This is a genomic window from Caulobacter sp. DWR2-3-1b2 (assembly GCF_049896345.1).
Taxonomy (GTDB): domain Bacteria; phylum Pseudomonadota; class Alphaproteobacteria; order Caulobacterales; family Caulobacteraceae; genus Caulobacter.
Window position 1 is genome coordinate 297,587 of record NZ_JAFCUC010000001.1, and the last position, 17,497, is coordinate 315,083.

A 17,497-nucleotide genomic window follows, 5' to 3' on the forward strand; every position below is an offset into this window, starting at 1 on the left:
GGACCACCCAGTCAAACTTACCACTGTTCTCATATGATATTTTTGACGCCGATGTTAAATATGCGCGGCTAGTCGTGACTTGAGCGCATCTAGAACCGCCGAGCGCGACTCGAAGACATAGTCTGGCCGCGACACCGTCACCGGCTCGACCCCAGCGGCGCCCAGGGCGGCGGCGGCTTCGAACAGGTCGGCGGTCGCCAGCAAGGCAGCATTGGCCCGGCGCGCGCCTTGGCCAACGAAGGGCGCGACCGCGGCCTGACCGGCGGCGTCCTGCTCGGCGGGCCAGACCAGGGTGGCCAAGGTGCGGGCCCGGCCCTTTGCCTCGACCACCGATAGCAGTCGCCGCAGGCTGTCCATCTGCCCGGGGGTCCAAGGCGTGATCAGCGAGGCGGTCAGTTGGGCCTGGCTCTTGAGGATTACCCCGTCGGCCAGGATCTTCAGGCCATTGGCCGCCAGGGTGGCGCCTGTCGTGGTGATGTCGACGACCAGTTCAGCCGCCCCTGCTGCGGGAGCGCCCTCGGTGGCGCCGCTGCTCTCGACGATGCGATAGTCGGCCACGCCATGGCGGGCGAAGAAGGCGCGGGTCTGGGTGACGTATTTGGTGGCCACACGCAGCCGGCGGCCCGTCTTTGCGAGATGCGCATGGCCGACCTCGTCGATATCCGCCATCGAATCGACGTCCAGCCAGCTTTTGGGGGCGGTGACCACCAGGTCGGCGCGGCCAAAGCCCAGGGCGCGCAGCAACATGACCCGGCTGTCCATGTCCTCGCCGCGCTCGCGCAGCAGGTCCTCGCCGGTAACGCCCAGGTGCAGCTCGCCGCTATCAAGTCCAGCCGCGATGTCGCCGGCCGACAGCAACCGCACCGAAACCCCCGGCAGGCCGGAAAGTTCGGCGCTGTAGCCGCGCGAACCGCCCGACATCTCCAGCCTGAAGCCGCAATCGGCCAGCCAGTCTTCGACCTGGTCCTTTAGCCGACCCTTGGAAGGGATGGCGAAGATCATCGGAGCAGTCATTCGCCGCCTCCCGCATAGGCTCGCGCCGGGCGCACCATGCAGCCCACGGCGCCGGTGTTGGTCGCGCCGCCCAGCCGCGCGAGCAGGCCGTCATATCGCCCGCCCGCCGCCACGGGCCGGTCGTCGCCCAAGGCGTCGCTGCGCACCTCGAACAGGAAGCCGTCATAATAGCCAAACGCCCGGCCGAAGGCGGCGGTCAGGCGCATGCGATCCTCGGGAGCGCCGCGCGCGGCCATGCCGGCCAGGCGTTGGCGCCAGCCATCGAGCGCCGCGTCCAGCGCCCCGCGTTGCGGGCCACCCAAGGCCGAGATGGCGTCAAGCGCCGCGCCCGGACGATCGCTGACCGCCAGGAAGGCCCGCACCGCGTCGGCTTCGTCCGTGGACAGAGACCCAGCCCTGGCGGCCTCGGCGCGCTCGACCAGGCGATGGGCGATCTCGGCGGGCCGGCGGCCGCCCACCGGCTCGATGCCGGCCAGGGACCACAGTTCCTGAAGCACCGCCGAGGCCTCGGCCTCGGGCAGGCCGGCCAACAGGGCGGCGATGCGGCTCTGGTCGCCGGTCACAGCGGCGCCGCCTTCCAGTTCGATCCTAAGCCGCCGCGGCTTGGTGAAGGCGCGCTTCAGCCGCGCCCCCAGCGGTGGGGTCAGGCCCAGGCTATCGACGAAGGCCCCGAACAGGCCGACATCGCCCAGCAGCAAGGTCAGGTCGTCGCGACCGCCGGCGACGGCCGAGGCCCAGGCAAGGGCGGCGATCTCGGCGTCGGCCTGGGAGGGATCGGCGGCCTCGAAGGCCTCGACGCCGATCTGCAGGAACTCCTCGGCCCGATCGCTGCCGCGCGGCGCGACGCGGAACGCCTTGCCTTCATAGAGGTAGCGCCCCTCGCCTCCATTCTTTTCCAGAGAGCCCCGTTCGAGGTGGGCGCGAGCGATGGCGACGGTGAAGTCGGGGCGCAGGCAAAGCTCCTCGCTCGCATCGCCCGAGACCACGAACAATCGCGAGCGCATGGCCTCGCCGGCCAGATCGAGCAGCAGGCCGAGGGGCTGCAGCACCGGCGCGTCGGTCGGGGCGGCGCCGGCGGTCAGCAGCGGGGCGCGGATGGCGTCGAGCGCCTCCGTCGGAATGGAACGCTCGAGCCTCATGCTATTCCCCGATGATCTTGCGGCCAATAATCGTTTTAACAGCCGCGACCAACTCCCCGCGCGGGATGGTCTGCTGGCCCGGCCGCTCGGCCTTCCAGGCGGCGTTGTCGGCGACGCCCGAGGCCAGTTCACGGCCCAGGTCGAGGTCCTTGATGGTCACCGTGCCGGCCGCGATCTCGTCGCCGCCCAGCATGATGGCGGCCGGGGCCATCCGGCGGTCGGCATATTTCATCTGCGGCCGCATGCCCGAGGATCCGAGATAGACCTCGGCCGGGATGCCCGCGTGGCGCAACTCGGCCGCCACGGCGAAATACTCGCCCATGTGGGCCTGGTCGAAATTGATGATCACCACTGGCCCCCGCGCCGTAACGCCCGTTTCGCGCCCCGCCGCCCGCAAGGCGGCGGCCAAGCGAGAGACGCCGAACGAGAAGCCTGTCGCGGGAGTCTGTTGCCCGGTGAACCGCGCGACCAGGTCATCATAGCGACCGCCGCCGCCGATCGAACCAAAGCTGACTTTGTGGCCCTTCTCGTCGAGGGTGGAGAGCAGCAGCTCGGCCTCGAACACCGCGCCGGTGTAATATTCAAGCCCGCGCACGATCGACGGCTCGAACACGGCCTGGTCGTCGTCGACGCCCAGGCTCTTCAGGGCCGCGTCGATCTTGGCCAGTTCCTCCAGCCCCTCGTCGCCCTCGGCCGAACCGCCGATGACATTGGCGATGTTCGCGAGCGTCCCGGTGCGACCGCCCGAGCCGGCCTGAACGAAGTCCAACACCGCGTCGATCGACTTGCCGACCAGGCCCGCGCCCTTGGTGAAGGCGCCGCTCTCGTCCAGCCGGCCTTCGCCCAGCAGCAAACGCACGCCCTCGACGCCCAGGCGGTCCAGCTTGTCGACCGCGCGCAGCACGGAGAGCTTCTGGCCTTGGGTCTCGACCCCGGCGGCGGTCAGCAGGCCGTTGAGCAGCTTGCGATTGTTGATCTTCAGCACCGCCGCGCCGCGCGGCAGACCGGCGGCCTGCAGGCCCTCGACCGCCATGGCGATGATCTCGGCGTCGGCCTCGGGGCGGGCCGAGCCGACGGTGTCGGCGTCGCACTGGATGAACTCGCGGAACCGTCCCGGACCCGGCTTCTCGTTGCGCCAGACGGGGCCATAGGCATAGCGGCGGAACGGCTTGGCCAGGGTCTCCCAGTTCTGGGCGGCGAAGCGGGCCAGGGGGGCCGTCAGGTCATAGCGCAGCGCCATCCACTGCCCATTCTTCCCGTCAAGATCCGCGTCGTCCTGCAAGGCGAAGACGCCTTCGTTGGGACGGTCGCTGTCGGGCAGGAACTTGCCAAGCGCGTCGGCATATTCGAAGGCCCCGGTGTCCAGCGCCTCGAACCCGTAGCGCTCATAGACGGCCGAGACGGCTTCCAGGATGGCGCGTTCGGCGCGCAGGTCGCGGGCCCGCTTGTCGGCGAACCCGCGCGGGTTGCGGGCCTCGGGGCGGAAGGGCCCCTCTTTGCTGGTGGAGTCGGTCATGAGCTACGTCGCGTCCTGGGAAGAGGTCTCGACGGATGGTGCTGCTCGCGAGCCCCATCCGCCCATAGCCCTCCCTACGGGAGGGCGTCTGAATCTTTTAGATGGAGCGCGTTCTAGTCGCGAAACCGCCCACACTTTCGCGGAACGCGCTCCGGCGGGGCAGCGGCGAGGCAGCGCTAGTGCGCGCGAACCCGGCCGATCCCGCGAGGCGAGGTCGGATGATGGTGGCGGCTGTGGGGGCGCGGCTGGCGGGTCATCGCGGCGGCTTGTAGCGCAGGGCGGCGCGGGAGGCTAGGGGGGCGAGAGCAACAGTCCCACGACGCTCTCGAAATCCCGGCGTTACTGAGGGTTCACGAGAGTCTTAACGAAACCTTTCAGTCCTTGTCCACAGCGCCACATGAACGCCATGTAATGCTGTCCGATAAGTAATCTACCTGTCTGTCTTGTAACTTGAGATGAACGTCCCAGACCGGCAGTTGTCTCCTCGCTTGAGGGGACAGCACCAATGACCAAGACCATCCTGTTGACGACCGCCGCCGCCGTCTGCATCGCCAGCGCGGCCCACGCCGCCCAGACCCCCCAGGCGCCCCAGGCGCCCCCGACCGCCGAGGCCGGCCAGCGCGGCGTACTGGTCTTCACGCCCGACCATTTCGCCGCCCAGCGCCCCAACACCGCGCTCGACATGGTCGACCGCTTGCCCGGCTTCACCTCGGACGACGGCAGCGGCGCGCGCGGCTTCGAGGGCGCGGTCGGCAATATCCTGATCAACGGCAACCGGCCGGCCTCGAAGAACGACGGCGGCACCGACGTGCTGGCCCGCACGCCGGCCGATCGGGTCGACCACATCGAGCTGATCCGCGGCGGCGCGCCCGGCGTCGACATGCAGGGCTATGCCGTGGTCGTGAACGTGATCCTGAAGAAGGGCGCCAGCCGCCAGCAGGTCGCCACCTGGAACGCCCAGCTGTTCGACGGCAATCACGACGTCTTTGGCGGCAGCTACCAGTTCACCGCCACCAACGGCGACCGCACCTGGGGCGTGCTACTGAGCGACGGGACCAGCAGCAGCGACTCCAACGGCGCCGGCCGCGCCGTCGTCCACGACGCGGCCGGCGGCCTGACCAGCGACCGGCCCTACGCCAATGACGGCTGGGGCGGCGGCGACTCCGTGCGTCTGAACTATTCGGGCCCGGTCGGCGGCGGCAAGCTGGAGGCCACCGGCCAGTACGGCATTCACGACTGGCAGGAATGGCAGACGATCGGGACCGAGGGCGGCCCCGACCTGGCGCGCAGCGACTATGCCCAGGATACCCGGTCGGGCGAGCTGGGCCTGACCTGGATCCGCCCCATCAAGCCCAGATGGACCCTGGAAACCCGGCTGATCCACCAGTTCGAGCATTTCGACCAGGTCGCGACCGGCGACGAGACCAAGGGCGGGCTCGCCCAGCCCGGCTACAGCTTCACGTCCAAGGGCGACTCGTCGGAATCGATCTTCCGCGCCTTGGTGCGCAACGAGCGGACCACCGCCCTGACCCTCGAGGCCGGCGGCGAGATGGCCTACAACATGCTCGACACCCACCAGGCCTTGACGGTCGGCGGCGCGGCGGTCCCCCTGCCCAGCGCCTCGGTCAAGGTCGAGGAACTGCGCGGCGAGGCCTTCGCCAAAGCCACCTGGCGGGCCAACGCCAAGCTGACCCTGGAGGGCGGCCTGCGGCTGGAGACCTCGACCATCAAGCAGTCGGGCGACGCCCAGTCGGAAAACAGCTTCTTCTACGCCAAGCCCCGCTTCCAGGCCACCTGGACCCCGGTGGCCAACAACCAGCTGCGCCTGCGCTTCGAGCGCGAACTGGGCCAGCTGGACTTCAGCGACTTCGCCGCCTCGGCCGCGTTCGACAACAACAACAGCGTCTATGGCGGCAATGTCTACCTGGTCCCCGAACAGCTCTGGATCTCGGAACTGACCTATGAGCGGCGCTTCTGGGGCGAGGGCATCGTCACCATCGGCTATCGCCACGACGAAATCATCGACGTCATCGACCGCCTGCCGGTCGGCGCCAACCTGTCGGCGACGGGCAATATCGGCAACGGCACGCTGGACCGCCTGTCGCTCAATATCGTGGTCCCCACCGACAAGCTCGGGATCAAGGGCGGCCGCTTTACCGTCAAGAACGACTGGAACGAGACCCACGTCACCGACCCCACCACGGGCCAGGACCGCCCGATCTCCGGCGTCCGCCCCACCCAGGCCAATATCGGCTTCACCCAGGACCTGGTGCGCTGGAAGACCCAGTGGGGCGTCAACTGGCTGCCGCTGCTGGGCCGGGGGACCTACGACCCGGACCAGGCCTTCACCTGGCGCGGCGCGGGCTATGTCGAAACCTTCGTCGAATACAAGCCGACCCCGACCCTGTCGCTGCGCGCCCAACTGAACCTCTGGGACGACTTCACCCAGCGCTATGTCAGCTACAGCAGCCGCAGCCCCCGGGTGGTGAGCGAGGTCGAGGACCGGGATGTGGATCCGGTGACGTTCGTGAGCTTGAAGGCGCGGAAGACGTTTTAGGGGGCTGTTGAAACGAGACGCGGATCGAAACCGATGTCGAGATCCCGATTTTGGTCGAAATCGATACTGTCGATGGTTGACTAAGTACGCTGAGGGTTCTGCAGGGTGATGTCGCTACGATAGCTCGAGCGCCGGGACTGTCGGGTCCGAAGGGGCGCCACGACGGAATTTGTCAGCGGGTAATGCGAAGGCGAGGGACTTTGTTCAGCGCCGCATTACGCCACGTGATCTAATGAAACCGATCGACAGCTCTCGGAGGCGGCGCGCTCGAAACCGACGCTCTCGATTTGTTCGTAGTTATCAGGCAACGCTTAAGCATGCGGGTTAATCCGGAAATCATGAGCTGGGCGCGGACCACGTCGGGGCTGGACCTCGCCGCCGCCGCCGCACGTCTGGGTTTCCGCGACGGCCGCAACGGCACGGCGGAAGAGCGATTGGCCGCACTCGAGGGGGGGCAGGATGAACCCAGCCGTCCCGTGCTTCTGAAGATGGCGACCGTCTATCGTCGCCCGCTGCTGAGCTTTTATCTGCCCAACCCTCCAATTCAGGCCGAGCGGGGCGAGGACTTCCGCACGCTGCCTGAGGAGCAACGCATTGACAGCGCAGCGGCGATAGATGCGCTCGTCCGAGACATCCGCGCGCGCCAAGGCGAGGTGAGGGGGCTCCTTGAAGAAGAAGAGGCCCCACAGATCGCCGCCGTAGCCGCAAGCCGTCGTGAGGAGGGTGCCGCCGTGGTCGCCGCGCGTCTCACTGAGTGGCTGCAGTTCGACATGGCCGCGTTCAGGCGTGAACGCACCGTCGAAGCCGCGTTCAGCTATCTTCGCGCGAGCGCAGAACGTGCCGGCGCTTTCGTCCTGCTTATGGGGAACCTCGGTTCTCACCACAGCGCCATCGACCCCGAAGCTTTTCGCGGCTTTGCGCTGGCCGATCCCATCGCGCCTTTCATCGTGATCAACGACCAGGACGCCAAGGTGGCCTGGGCTTTCACACTGCTGCACGAGCTGGCCCATATCGCCATCGGTGCCACTGGCATCAGCGGAGGTACGCCCGAAGTCGTGATCGAGGCGTTCTGTAACGAGGTCGCCGGCGAGATCCTGTTGCCGCGCATCGAACTGGAACTCTTCTCCGTCGATGTCGACGATGCCGCCCTTCGGCGAGACATCAGCGAATTCGCCGTGCAGCGGAACGTCAGCCGACAGATGGTGGCCTACCGGCTTCGGCTCATCGGCCGACTGGGGCTGTTGCGATGGCGAGAGATCAGCCGCGTATTCCGGCAAGAATATCTTCGCGACCGTGACGAGCGCCGAGCCCGTGAGCGTGGAGGAGATGGTCCCAGCTACTATGTGGTTCGGCGCCATCGGGTGGGGACCGCCCTGCTGCAGTTGGTTCGCCGAAATCTCGACGAGGGCGCGCTGACCCCGACCCGAGCCGGAAAGATTCTCGGCGTGAAGGCTAGAAACGTCGAGCCGCTGTTCGCAGGAGCGGCGATCTAACGTGATCTATCTTATCGACGCGAATGTGCTGATCACGGCCCACAACACCTACTACCCAGTCGACCGGGTTCCAGAGTTCTGGGGGTGGTTGCTGCACCAAGCCAAGGCCGGCTTGGTCAAGATGCCCATTGAAGTGTTCGAAGAGGTCATGGAAGGGTCGGGCGATGAAGGGAAAGACCAACTTCTCGCCTGGCTGAAGGGCGAAGGCGTCAAAGCCGCGCTGGTACTTGAAGGCGAGGCCGACATGGCTCTGGTTCAGCAGGTTCTGGCAACCGCGTACGCCGCAGATCTCGATGACGTCGAGCTAGAGACAGTTGGACGCGACCCGTTCCTGATTGCTTATGGCTTGGCCGCGCCGGCGGCAAGGACGGTCGTGTCGAATGAGGTCTCGAAAAACACGCAACGGAGAGGCCGCAGGAAAATCCCCGATGCTTGTCGTGACCTCGACGTGGCCTGTTGCAATACCTTCGCGATGCTAAGAGCACTGGACTGGCGCACTGGCTGGAAGGCCTAACCCGCGCGCTTGAGCAGGTCGTGCCTACCGGTGCGATGGCCAAGTCCTGAATGTCGGCTTCTAAGTGGTTCTGATAGCTGCTTGGAGCCCAAAGCCCCCCTCCATCCCCATTTCACCACGAGCATCGACCACCCCCGCCCCCAACCCTTTCAACCCCTTACGCCCCGCTCACACGGGCGCTTCAACAATCTCGTCCTTCACCCCCAAAACCCCCCGCATAATCACCGTCGCCCCATCCCTGGGGAGGCCGTCCAGCTGGCGACCTGACGGGGGGTGGGGGTGGTCGAGCGGGGCGTGTCCGTCGGCCGGTTGCGGGGGGCCTGGAGGGCCTGGTCGGCGGAACGTGGGGGCCTCGGATGGGGCTTCGGGCGGGCCGGACCGGGCGCCGGGAACACCCCCTCGGAGCCGACAGGCGGTCGCCACAGGCGCGGGCTGAAATCGCCCGCGCGGTCCGGACGGGGCTGCCGCCCCTCCGCCCGCCGGGGGCCTCTATCGGAGCGGGTTAAAAATCCGCGACCCGAAGGCTTTCGTCCACCGACCGCGCGGAGCGCTCCGGCCCAGGCCGAAACGGTGTTCCTACAAATCCTTTCCGGGCATGGCCCGGACGCTCCGCCGCCTCCCCGCCCCGCCGGCTCATCCCGGCGGAAGGCGCCCTTGCGCGCTCGCGTTTCCCAACCCCTTGAAGGAGATCCCCCATGAGCAAGCCTCAACCGCCCAAGCCCGCCAATGATCACCTGGCCGCCTTCGCCGCTGTCGACGACGACCAGCTCACCGACGCCCAACTCAAGGCCCGCCTCGACGCCGCTCACAGCGCCCATGCCCGCGCCCTCAAGCTGGCGCTGCTGCGGTTCAGCGAGCAGAACGCGGCGCGGATTCACGCCCAACTGGAGGCGGAGGGGGAGCCCTAAAAATCCCGCTCATCCCGGCGAATGCCGGGACCCAGGTGGAAGAACTCAGACTGGGTTCCACGAGCGCGGCGCCCATCCCGTCAGCCACACCGCTTTGGGATCTGGGTCCCGGCATTCGCCGGGATGAGCGGTCTAGGGGGCGGGGCTCAGCCCTTCAGCCGCGCGATCAGCGCCGTCGTCGACGGATCGTGGCTGCCGACGGCCCCGCTCTCCAGCTCCGGCAGGATGCGGCCGGCCATCACCTTGCCCAGCTCGACGCCCCACTGGTCGAAGCTGTTGATCCCCCAGATCACCCCCTCGACGAAGGTCTTGTGCTCATAGAGGGCGATCAGGGCGCCGAAGGTCTGGGGCGTCAGGCGCTCCAGCACCACCATGGTGGACGGGCGATTGCCGGCGAAGGTGCGCTGCGGGGCCAGGGTGGCGATCTGCGCCTCGGGCACGCCCTTGGCCACGAGCTCGGCCCGGACGTCGGCCTCGGTGCGGCCCACCATCAGGGATTCGGCCTGGGCCAGCAGGTTGGACAGCAGCTTGGCGTGCATGCCCGCCGGGCCTTCGTCGGAGGCGGCGATCCCGATGAATTCCAGCGGCGTGATGTCGGTCCCCTGGTGCATGCACTGGAAATAGGCGTGCTGGACATTGGTCCCCTCGTCGCCGAACACCACGGTGGCCGTGCCGCGCTTGACCAGCAGGCCGTCAGGACCGACCGACTTGCCGTTGCTCTCCATCTCCAGCTGCTGGAGGAACGAGGCCAGGCGGCGCAGGCGGTGCGAATAGGGCACGACCGAGCGGGCCCGGCGGTCCAGGCCGTTGCGGTTGAAGATCTGGGCCAGGGCGATCAGCACCGGGGCGTTCTTCTCCAAGGGGGCGCTGGCGAAATGGGCGTCCATGGCGGCGGCGCCGGCCAGAAAGCCCTCGAAGGCCTCCCAGCCGCAGGCCACGGCCACCGACAGGCTGACCGACGACCACAGCGAATAGCGGCCGCCGACCCAGTCCCAGAAGCCGAACACCCGGTCATCGGCGATCCCGAAGGCGGCGGTCTTGTCCAGGGCGGTGGAGATCGCCGCCAGGTGGGCGTTGGCGCCCTTTTCCCCAAGCGCGTCGGCCAGCCAGGCCCGCGCTGCGGTGGCGTTGGACAGGGTCTCCTGGGTGGTGAAGGTCTTGGAGACCACGATCACCAGGGTCTCGCTGGGGTCGAGGTCGGCCGTGGTCAGGGCGAACTCGGCGCCGTCCACATTGGCCACGAAGCGCAGGTCGATGGCGGGCTTGATGGGCCGCAGGGCGTCCCACAGCAGCCGTGGGCCAAGGTCGCTGCCGCCGATGCCGATGTGCAGTATGGCCTTGAACGGCTTGCCGGTCGCGCCCTTGATCTGGCCCGACCGCACGGCGTCGGCGAAGGCCTTCATCCGTTGGCGGACGGCCTCGACCTCGCCCATCACCGACTGGCCGGCGACCGAGAAGGCCGCGTCCTTGTCGGCCCGCAGGGCGGTGTGCAGCACCGCGCGGCCCTCGGAGCCGTTGATCGCTTCGCCGCCAAACATCCGGGCCCGGGCGCCCTCGACATCGGCCGCATGGGCGAGGTCGAGCGCCGCCTCGAGGCCGGCCTCGTCCCAGGCTTGCTTGGAGAGGTCGATGTGCAGGCCGGCAACGTCCAGGGTCAGGGTCTCGAGCCTTCCGGGCTCGGCGTCGAACATCAGGACGATACGCTTTTCGCCGGCGGCCTGGGCTGCGTCTTCCAGGCGGGTCCAGGCGGCGTCGAGATCGGCCATGCGGCGGTCCTTTTTCGTGAACGTGGTAAATCGGCGTTTACCTGGCCGGGCTTATCAAACCGATACCGCCGCGTCATGAAGACCCATGACGTTTTTCGCGGGGAGCATGCCATGTCCTGTGACGCCGTCGCCTTTTCCGCAATGTTGTGGTTGGCATCGTTCAGTCCCGACGCCCAAGTCAGCACAGGGCCGGGGGCGGTTCCAGCCCTGGTCCAGCCGGCGCCCGCCCCGGCCTCGGTGGCCGCCGAGCCGCTGTTCGCCGACATCATCCGGCGTGCGGGCGGGTTGAAGGCGCGGACCGAGGCCTACCGCAAGGCCTTGCCGACCGAGGCCGCCGGGCCGGCTGTAACCCTGAAGGGCTTCGACGTGTTCAGCGCCGCGATCGGCGAGCTATCGGCCCAGGACATGAAGGGCCACGTCACCCTGAAGGAACGCGGCGCGGTCGATGACCTCAAATGCATCCTGCGCGGCATCAGCCAGGACCTGCCCGGCAAGCTGCAGGCGGTCGGCGCCGCCACCACCGTCAAGGATCAGGACCAAGCCCTGCGCGACATGGTCTATCTGCTCAACGACAATGTCGAAGTCATCACCGCCCCGCCCCAGCCGGCGGCCTAGAGCATTTCCCGACCTGACTGCGCCAGGCCGTGAGCTCTAATCTTTTGTTTTGACGCATTTTTCTTCACGCGAACCGGAACCACTTCGCTCGAAAAATGCTCTAGCCCTTCGCCGCCGTCTCGATCGCCTCGACGACCAGCCCCTCGGTCAGCAGTTGCGGCAGCACCACCGGCGGCCCGCCGCTCTTGGGATAGACCAGGTACAGCGGCACGCCCGCTCGGCCGTGCTCGGCCAAGGCGGCGGCGATGACGGCGTCGCGCTTGGTCCAGTCGGCCTTCAGATAGACCGCGTCCGCCGCCTTGAAGGCGTCGACGACGCGCTGGCCCTTCAGGGCCGTGCCCTCATTGACCTTGCAGGTCACGCACCAGTCGGCGGTGAAATCGACCATCACCACCTTGCCCTCGGCTTGTAGGGCGGCGACCTTTTCGGGGCTCCACACCTCGGCGGCCAGGCCGGGACCGGCCGGCGCGCTCGCCGCATCGGCCACCGGCGCCGAGGCCGGGGTGGCGCGGACGGCGGCGATCACCAGCGCAACCACCGCGACCAGCGACAGGGCCGCGATCCCGAACGGGACGACCGCGCCCTTGCCCTCGATCCGGCGGCCTTGGGCCAGGCCATACAGCCAGGCGGCGAAGGCGGTGAGCACGGCAGCGGCCAGGATCAAGGCTAGCGGGATCGACCCCGTCTGCTGGCTGAACACCCAGGCCAGCCAGGCGGCCGTCGCGTACATCGGGAAGGCCAGGCCCTTCTTCAGCACGTCCATCCAGGGGCCCGGACGCGGCAGGCGGGCCAGCAGGCCGGGGATGAAGGCCAGCAATACGAACGGCGCGGCGAAACCCAGGGCCAGCCCCAGGAACACCGCCAGCGACAGCAGCGGCGGCTGGGTCAGGGCGTAGCCCAGGGCCCCAGCCATGAAGGGCGCGGTGCAGGGGGCGGCCACGACCACGGCCAGGGCGCCGGTCAGGAACGAGCCGCCAATCCCGTCGGCGCTGGAACCCGAGGCCACGCCTTGCACGGACGCGCCCACCTCGAACACCCCCGACATGTTCAGCGCCACCAGCAGCATCAGCAGCGACAGGGCCGCGACCACGGCCGGCGACTGCAGCTGGAAGCCCCAGCCCACCACCGCCCCGCCGGCCCGCACCGCGATCAAGGCGCCGGCCAGGACCAGGAAGGTCACGACCACCCCGGCCAGGAAGGCCAGGCCCTGGACACGGGTCTTGCCGGCGTCATGGGCATGGGCGGTCAGGCTGGCGGCCTTCATCGACAGGATCGGGAAGACGCACGGCATCAGGTTGAGGATCAGCCCGCCCAGGAAGGCGAAGGCCACGGCCAGAGGCAGGCCCAGGCTAGCGCCCGACGGCGATCCGGTCTTGGCGACGGCGGCCGGCGCGCCCAGGCCGCCGGCGTCGGCTGGGATCGCGCCGGGCGTCGCGGTGATCTCGTACGAGACCCCGCCCACGGCCAGCACGCCGGCCAGTTCGGTTGGCGGCGTGCCTTGGGTGAAATCATAGCCGGGCGTCAGCGACAGGGTCAGGCCCTCGGGGCCGCGCTCGATACCCTGCTCTGGCGGGTGCTCGATGACCTTGCCGGAATAGGGATAGAAATAGGCCCCGGCGACGTCGGCGCCCTTGAGCGACGCGCCGGTCACGGCCAGTTTCAAGAGCTTGCCCTGCAGGCTGAACACCGCCTTCAGGCCGGCTGGCTTGGGCGCCTTGGCCAGGGTCTCGGCGACCTTGGCGCCCCATTTCGGATCCGTGGCGGGCATGCCGGCCACGACCGGCAGGGTCAGGGTGACGACAGCGTCCTCGGGCACGCAGACCTGTTCGCAGACCAGGAAGGCGACGGCGGCCTTCAGGGTGATGACCGAGCCGACGCGGGCGTCGGCGGGCACGGTGATCGGCACGGGCAGCAGCACCTCGCCGGTATAGGCATAGTCGAGCAGCGGCCCGACCCGGCTCTTCTCCGGCGTGGGCCAGACGATGTCGCCCGCCGTCCAGCCTGGCGGCAGGGTCCAGACGATCTTGGTGGCGTCTCCAGCGTCGCCGGGATTGCGCCAATAGGTGTGCCAGCCGGGAATGATCTTCTGGCGCAGGGCCACATAGAAAGTCCCGCCCGGCGCGGCGCCGGCCTCCTGGGAAACCAGCTCGACCTCGATGTGACCCGACTGCACCGGCTGGGCGACGGCCTGCCCTGTCAGGAAGGGCGCGCCAAGGAGCATCGCGACGAGCAGCACGGGGAGAGCGGAGAGCAGCTTTTGAAGGCGCATGAACGGGTTCCGGGCGCGGCCAGACGGGGTGGCAATTGGGGGCGGATGACACATGACCCCTCCGCGCGCTCTCGACAATGGTCAAGCCGTCGTGATCAGGTCAAAGATCAGCCTTGCCAGGAGTGACTCGCCCATGCCCGCGGCCTTCGACGACATCGAGATCGGTCAGGTGGTCTCGCTGGGGACCACCGTCGTCGACGCCAAATCGCTGGAGCAGTTCTGCGCCGCCTTCCAGCCCGGCTGGCCGGCGGCCAGCGGCGCGCCCGACACCATGGTCTTCGCCATCTGGTCCAAGCTCGACGCCGAGGCCACCGCAGTGTGGCCGCAAACCAAGCGGGTGGGCGTCGACGCCCTGCGCTGGCTGCGCAACCCGCCGGCCGGCGAGCTGCTGCGCGGCCGGATGACCGTGATGGGCAAGGACCCGGTCGGCGAGGGCAAGGGCATCGTCATCGCCCAGCACGACTTGCTCGACGAGGCGGGACGGCTAGTCTTCTCGTGCCTGACCCGCAGCATCTTCGCCCGGTGAACGAAAAAGGCGGCGGACCCTTCCGGATCCGCCGCCCTTCCGACGCCTTAAGGCGTGAAGCCTAGTTCAGCACGCCGGCGCCTTGCTGCTGGCGGGTCATGGCCAGGGCGACCAGGCGGTCCCAGCCGATCAGCGACACCAGGTGGGCGTAGATCTGGGCCAAGGCGCCGCTGGTCTGCAGTTCCTTGATCTTGTCGGCCGGCATGGCGTTCAGCTTCTCTTCCGAGACGCCGAAATACTCGGCCACGACCTGCGGCTCGCCCGCCACGCCGTTGGCGTCCTGCGGGGTGAAGAAGGCCTTCTTCAGCTCGAACAGGTCGTTATCCTTCAGCAACTGCACGAACGAGTCGGTGCGACGGCGCTCGATTTCGAAGTCGTCGCAGAACTTGATGCAGTTCTGGGTGTATTCGGTCGGCTCGCCCGCAGCGTCAAACAGCGGGGTGTCGCCGCCGGCCGCCAGCAGGTCCGAAGCGGTGTCGATGCAGACGATCAGGCGGTCCTGCGACTCGTCATTGGCCAGCACGAAGGGATAGCGACGAATATAGGCCGGGATATAGACGCCCGCCTCGAAGCCGCCGTCGGCCTTGATGAACAGGTTCTCGCCGGTGTTCAGGCCCATGACGGCCAGAGGCACGCGGTCTTCGCCCGCGAAGATGACCGGATAGGACAGGGCCGACGGCGCGAACTCGGTCACGGCGACCGGCACGGCGGTGCCATTCACGGCGAAGCTGTAGGGCTTGTCCTTGTGGACGAGGCCGAGCTTGCCGTGCTGCTCGCGGTTCAGCGGCTCCGGCGTAGAATAGAACAGAACGTTGCCGGAGATGCCGCCGGCGGGTTGGGTCGTTTCCATGTACAGCTCGACAAAAGGCTAATGAACGGACGCCTCTTGCGCTCAGGCGGCCTTTGAAGGTCCGGCGCTTCTAGCCGATCCGGAGAGGCCTCGCAATCGACCCCTCCGCCTCACGGTCAAGGCCAGGCTTCATTTCACCCTGAGCGGGAAAAGCCGCCGCTCAGAACTTCCAGGCCACCCCCGCCCGCACCGACCGCCCGGGTGACGGGGCGATGTCCTTGAGGAACGAGGCGTGCTCGCGGATCTCTTCGTTGGTCAGGTTTCGGCCGTCAACGAACAGCCGCAAGGGCGAGTCGGCGATCGGCTTGAACGTGGCCTTCAGATTGACCACCGTGTAGCCGTCGGTCGGTAGCTCGAAGGTCGCCACCCGGTCCTGCTCGGCGACGCGGCGCACCTCCAGCGTGGTCTCGACACGCGGCGCGCTCCAGATCACCGAACCGCCCAGCGACCAGGGCGGGATCCGAGCGGGCGTGCCTGCATCTGTCGCCCCATGCACCCAGTCGAACGTGGTTTCCAGCCGGATCGACTGGGCCGCGCCGCGCCAGGCGTCATAGCCAGCCTCGAACTCGGCGCCGTGGAAGTCGGCCTTGGTCTGGAAATACTGATAGACGGGCAGATCGTCCTCGATCGCGCCGGTCGGGGCCTCCTCGATGAAGCTGCCGTACCTGGCCGCCCACAGGTGACCTTCGGCGCGCAGGCGGTCGCCCTTCCAGCGGACGGTGGCTTCCAGCGAGGTGACGGTCTCGGACTTCAGGTCGTCGTCGCCGACCTCGAAGCCGCCGGTGCCGGGGTGCGGGCCGTTGGCGAACAGCTCAAACTCGGTCGGCGCCCGACCGTTGCGCGACAGGGTCAGGGCGTAGAACAACTGGTCGGTCGGCTTCAGGAACAGGCCGATCGAGCCGGAAACATTGTCGAAGTCGCGCTTTTCGGTCGGGGTCTGCAGCGACCGGGTATCGAAGCGCAGGCCGGCGTCGACGCCCCAGGTTCCGCGATCGAGGCGCTGCAGGGTGAAAACACCATATTCCTTGATCTTGGTCGAAGGCACGAAGGCCTCGTCGCCGATGGCCTCGAAATTGCGCGACAGGCCCTGAAAGCCAATAGCGCCCTGGTGGCCGTCATGCTCGCGGTGCACCAGTTCGACGCGGCCCTCGACGCCGTCCGACAGGAAGCGGGTGCCAACCGCGCCCGTATCGACGCTGACCTCGGCGTGCTGATAGTCGGCATAGCCCACCGAGACGCGGATCTTCTCGAACAAGGCGTTGTCCAGCGCCTGTTCGCCGCGCACGTCGTAGCGGGTCTGCTGCAGGTGGATGGAGACCGGGCCTTCGGCGTTGGGATCGATCGGGGCGAGAATCTGCTCGTAGGGCACGCCGTAGGTCGTATCGGTGCGCTTTACCGAGGCGCCGAAGAAGCCCCGCTCATGGACATAGGAGACGCCGGCGCCGTAGGCGTCGACCTCCACGTCGGTGTTCTTGACCACGTGATCGGGATCGACTGTCAGGCCGTCGCGGGCCGACAGGCGGTCGGAGACGGGCGCGACAGGCACGTCATAGTCCTTGGTGCGGCGGCTGGAGAGGTCGGCGGCGAACACCAGCGGGCCCTTCCCCGCCTTGATCGCGGTGCTGTAGGCATAGCCGTCGTCCACCGACGAGGCCGAGGCCGACAGCCGGCCCTCGAAACCCGTCGTGGCCGGCGCCGAAGGCACGCGCTCGTCGATCATGTTGACCACGCCGCCGATGCCGGAGCCACCATAGGCCAGGGTCGAGGGACCGCGCAGCACCTCGATGCGCGAGGCTTCTCCGGGATCGCTGGCCACGGCGTGGTCGGGCGACAGGGCGCTGGCGTCCACCTGGCCTACCCCGTTCTGCAGCACCATCACCCGGGGTCCGGACATGCCGCGGATTACCGGCCGCGAGGCGCCGGGGCCATAGAATGTGGAGCGCAAGCCCGGCAGGCCGTTGAGCATGTCGCCGATCCCGGCGGGCGCGGCGACGTCGAGCTGGTCGCGGGTCACCACGTTGACGCTGCTGGTGATGGTGTCGAGCGACACCGCATAGGGCGCGGCGGTGACCACGACCCTATCGACCACATCCGGCCGAGGAGCGTCGGCGATCACAGGCGCTGGGACATCGGCGGCGTGGGCCAGAGGCGCGACGAGAGCGAGCGCCAGAAGGCTCGCGGCGCAGAGAAGAACCCGACGGGGCATGAAACCTATCCTGAACCTTGACCGGGGGAGCGGTCAAAAGGAGCGTTATGAAATAACATATCTGTTCGTCAAGCCGCTTCGTGCTTGACGCGGTCGATCCGCCCCGTTCTGTGGGCGGATGAAC

At 68.0% G+C, this 17,497-nt stretch carries 13 protein-coding genes; 6 read left to right on the forward strand and 7 right to left on the reverse strand.

Annotated features, from left to right (window positions below; all coding sequences use genetic code 11):
• Positions 1–54: 54 nt before the first annotated feature.
• From hisG to hisS, 3 genes are read right to left on the reverse strand one after another with little or no spacing between them, the layout of a single operon-like run.
• A complete protein-coding gene (gene hisG / locus ACP694_RS01475; RefSeq protein WP_426009867.1) occupies positions 55–1,014 on the reverse strand; it encodes an ATP phosphoribosyltransferase in 960 nt (319 codons plus the stop codon).
• Entirely contained in the window at positions 1,011–2,153 is a 1,143-nt protein-coding gene (locus ACP694_RS01480; RefSeq protein WP_426009868.1) for an ATP phosphoribosyltransferase regulatory subunit, read from the reverse strand. Before ACP694_RS01480 ends, hisG begins: the two co-directional genes overlap by 4 nt.
• A 1-nt stretch (position 2,154) precedes the next feature.
• Complete coding sequence (gene hisS / locus ACP694_RS01485; protein ID WP_426009870.1) at positions 2,155–3,669, reverse strand: histidine--tRNA ligase; 1,515 nt, start codon at positions 3,667–3,669, stop codon at positions 2,155–2,157.
• 505 nt (positions 3,670–4,174) lie between these two features.
• On the opposite strand from hisS, the gene ACP694_RS01490 reads away from it, so the two are divergent.
• From ACP694_RS01490 to ACP694_RS01505, 4 genes are all read left to right on the forward strand, one after another.
• On the forward strand, positions 4,175–6,226 hold the full coding sequence (locus tag ACP694_RS01490; RefSeq protein ID WP_426009872.1) for a TonB-dependent receptor plug domain-containing protein: 2,052 nt from the start codon (positions 4,175–4,177) through the stop codon (positions 6,224–6,226).
• A 317-nt stretch (positions 6,227–6,543) separates the two neighbouring features.
• Positions 6,544–7,719 (forward strand): ImmA/IrrE family metallo-endopeptidase, encoded by a 1,176-nt coding sequence (locus ACP694_RS01495; protein ID WP_426009873.1) that lies wholly within the window; start codon positions 6,544–6,546, stop codon positions 7,717–7,719.
• A 1-nt stretch (position 7,720) separates the two neighbouring features.
• Positions 7,721–8,233: a DUF4411 family protein gene (locus tag ACP694_RS01500; protein ID WP_426009875.1), complete on the forward strand. Its 513-nt coding sequence runs from the start codon at positions 7,721–7,723 to the stop codon at positions 8,231–8,233.
• A 695-nt stretch (positions 8,234–8,928) separates the two neighbouring features.
• On the forward strand, positions 8,929–9,141 hold the full coding sequence (locus ACP694_RS01505) for a hypothetical protein (protein ID WP_426009876.1): 213 nt from the start codon (positions 8,929–8,931) through the stop codon (positions 9,139–9,141).
• A gap of 146 nt (positions 9,142–9,287) precedes the next feature.
• On the opposite strand, the gene pgi is transcribed toward ACP694_RS01505, so the two are convergent.
• A complete protein-coding gene (gene pgi, locus ACP694_RS01510) occupies positions 9,288–10,907 on the reverse strand; it encodes a glucose-6-phosphate isomerase (protein WP_426009878.1) in 1,620 nt (539 codons plus the stop codon).
• Positions 10,908–11,018: 111 nt separating this feature from the next.
• Here pgi and ACP694_RS01515 point away from each other — a divergent pair, with 111 nt between their 5' ends.
• Positions 11,019–11,522 carry a hypothetical protein gene (locus tag ACP694_RS01515; RefSeq protein WP_426009879.1) on the forward strand — a complete coding sequence of 168 codons (504 nt, stop codon included), beginning with the start codon at positions 11,019–11,021 and terminating at the stop codon, positions 11,520–11,522.
• 100 nt (positions 11,523–11,622) lie between these two features.
• On the opposite strand, the gene ACP694_RS01520 is transcribed toward ACP694_RS01515, so the two are convergent.
• Entirely contained in the window at positions 11,623–13,791 is a 2,169-nt protein-coding gene (locus ACP694_RS01520; RefSeq protein WP_426009881.1) for a protein-disulfide reductase DsbD family protein, read from the reverse strand.
• Between the two features lie 133 nt (positions 13,792–13,924).
• Here ACP694_RS01520 and ACP694_RS01525 point away from each other — a divergent pair, with 133 nt between their 5' ends.
• Positions 13,925–14,317 carry a MaoC family dehydratase gene (locus ACP694_RS01525; protein ID WP_426009882.1) on the forward strand — a complete coding sequence of 131 codons (393 nt, stop codon included), beginning with the start codon at positions 13,925–13,927 and terminating at the stop codon, positions 14,315–14,317.
• A 61-nt stretch (positions 14,318–14,378) separates the two neighbouring features.
• On the opposite strand, the gene ACP694_RS01530 is transcribed toward ACP694_RS01525, so the two are convergent.
• Positions 14,379–15,167: a SapC family protein gene (locus ACP694_RS01530; protein ID WP_426009884.1), complete on the reverse strand. Its 789-nt coding sequence runs from the start codon at positions 15,165–15,167 to the stop codon at positions 14,379–14,381.
• Between the two features lie 160 nt (positions 15,168–15,327).
• Complete coding sequence (locus tag ACP694_RS01535) at positions 15,328–17,373, reverse strand: TonB-dependent receptor (protein ID WP_426009885.1); 2,046 nt, start codon at positions 17,371–17,373, stop codon at positions 15,328–15,330.
• Positions 17,374–17,497 lie beyond the last annotated feature (124 nt).

Excerpts from the sequence above, each read along its gene's own strand:
- ACP694_RS01525 (WP_426009882.1), top strand. The coding sequence starts at position 13,925 with ATGCCCGCGGCCTTCGACGACATCGAGATCGGTCAGGTGGTCTCGCTG.
- ACP694_RS01535 (WP_426009885.1), bottom strand. The coding sequence starts at position 17,373 with ATGCCCCGTCGGGTTCTTCTCTGCGCCGCGAGCCTTCTGGCGCTCGCT.
- ACP694_RS01530 (WP_426009884.1), bottom strand. The coding sequence starts at position 15,167 with ATGGAAACGACCCAACCCGCCGGCGGCATCTCCGGCAACGTTCTGTTC.
- ACP694_RS01505 (WP_426009876.1), top strand. The coding sequence starts at position 8,929 with ATGAGCAAGCCTCAACCGCCCAAGCCCGCCAATGATCACCTGGCCGCC.
- ACP694_RS01490 (WP_426009872.1), top strand. The coding sequence starts at position 4,175 with ATGACCAAGACCATCCTGTTGACGACCGCCGCCGCCGTCTGCATCGCC.
- ACP694_RS01495 (WP_426009873.1), top strand. The coding sequence starts at position 6,544 with ATGCGGGTTAATCCGGAAATCATGAGCTGGGCGCGGACCACGTCGGGG.
- ACP694_RS01480 (WP_426009868.1), bottom strand. The coding sequence starts at position 2,153 with ATGAGGCTCGAGCGTTCCATTCCGACGGAGGCGCTCGACGCCATCCGC.
- pgi (WP_426009878.1), bottom strand. The coding sequence starts at position 10,907 with ATGGCCGATCTCGACGCCGCCTGGACCCGCCTGGAAGACGCAGCCCAG.
- ACP694_RS01515 (WP_426009879.1), top strand. The coding sequence starts at position 11,019 with ATGTCCTGTGACGCCGTCGCCTTTTCCGCAATGTTGTGGTTGGCATCG.
- hisG (WP_426009867.1), bottom strand. The coding sequence starts at position 1,014 with ATGACTGCTCCGATGATCTTCGCCATCCCTTCCAAGGGTCGGCTAAAG.
- hisS (WP_426009870.1), bottom strand. The coding sequence starts at position 3,669 with ATGACCGACTCCACCAGCAAAGAGGGGCCCTTCCGCCCCGAGGCCCGC.
- ACP694_RS01520 (WP_426009881.1), bottom strand. The coding sequence starts at position 13,791 with ATGCGCCTTCAAAAGCTGCTCTCCGCTCTCCCCGTGCTGCTCGTCGCG.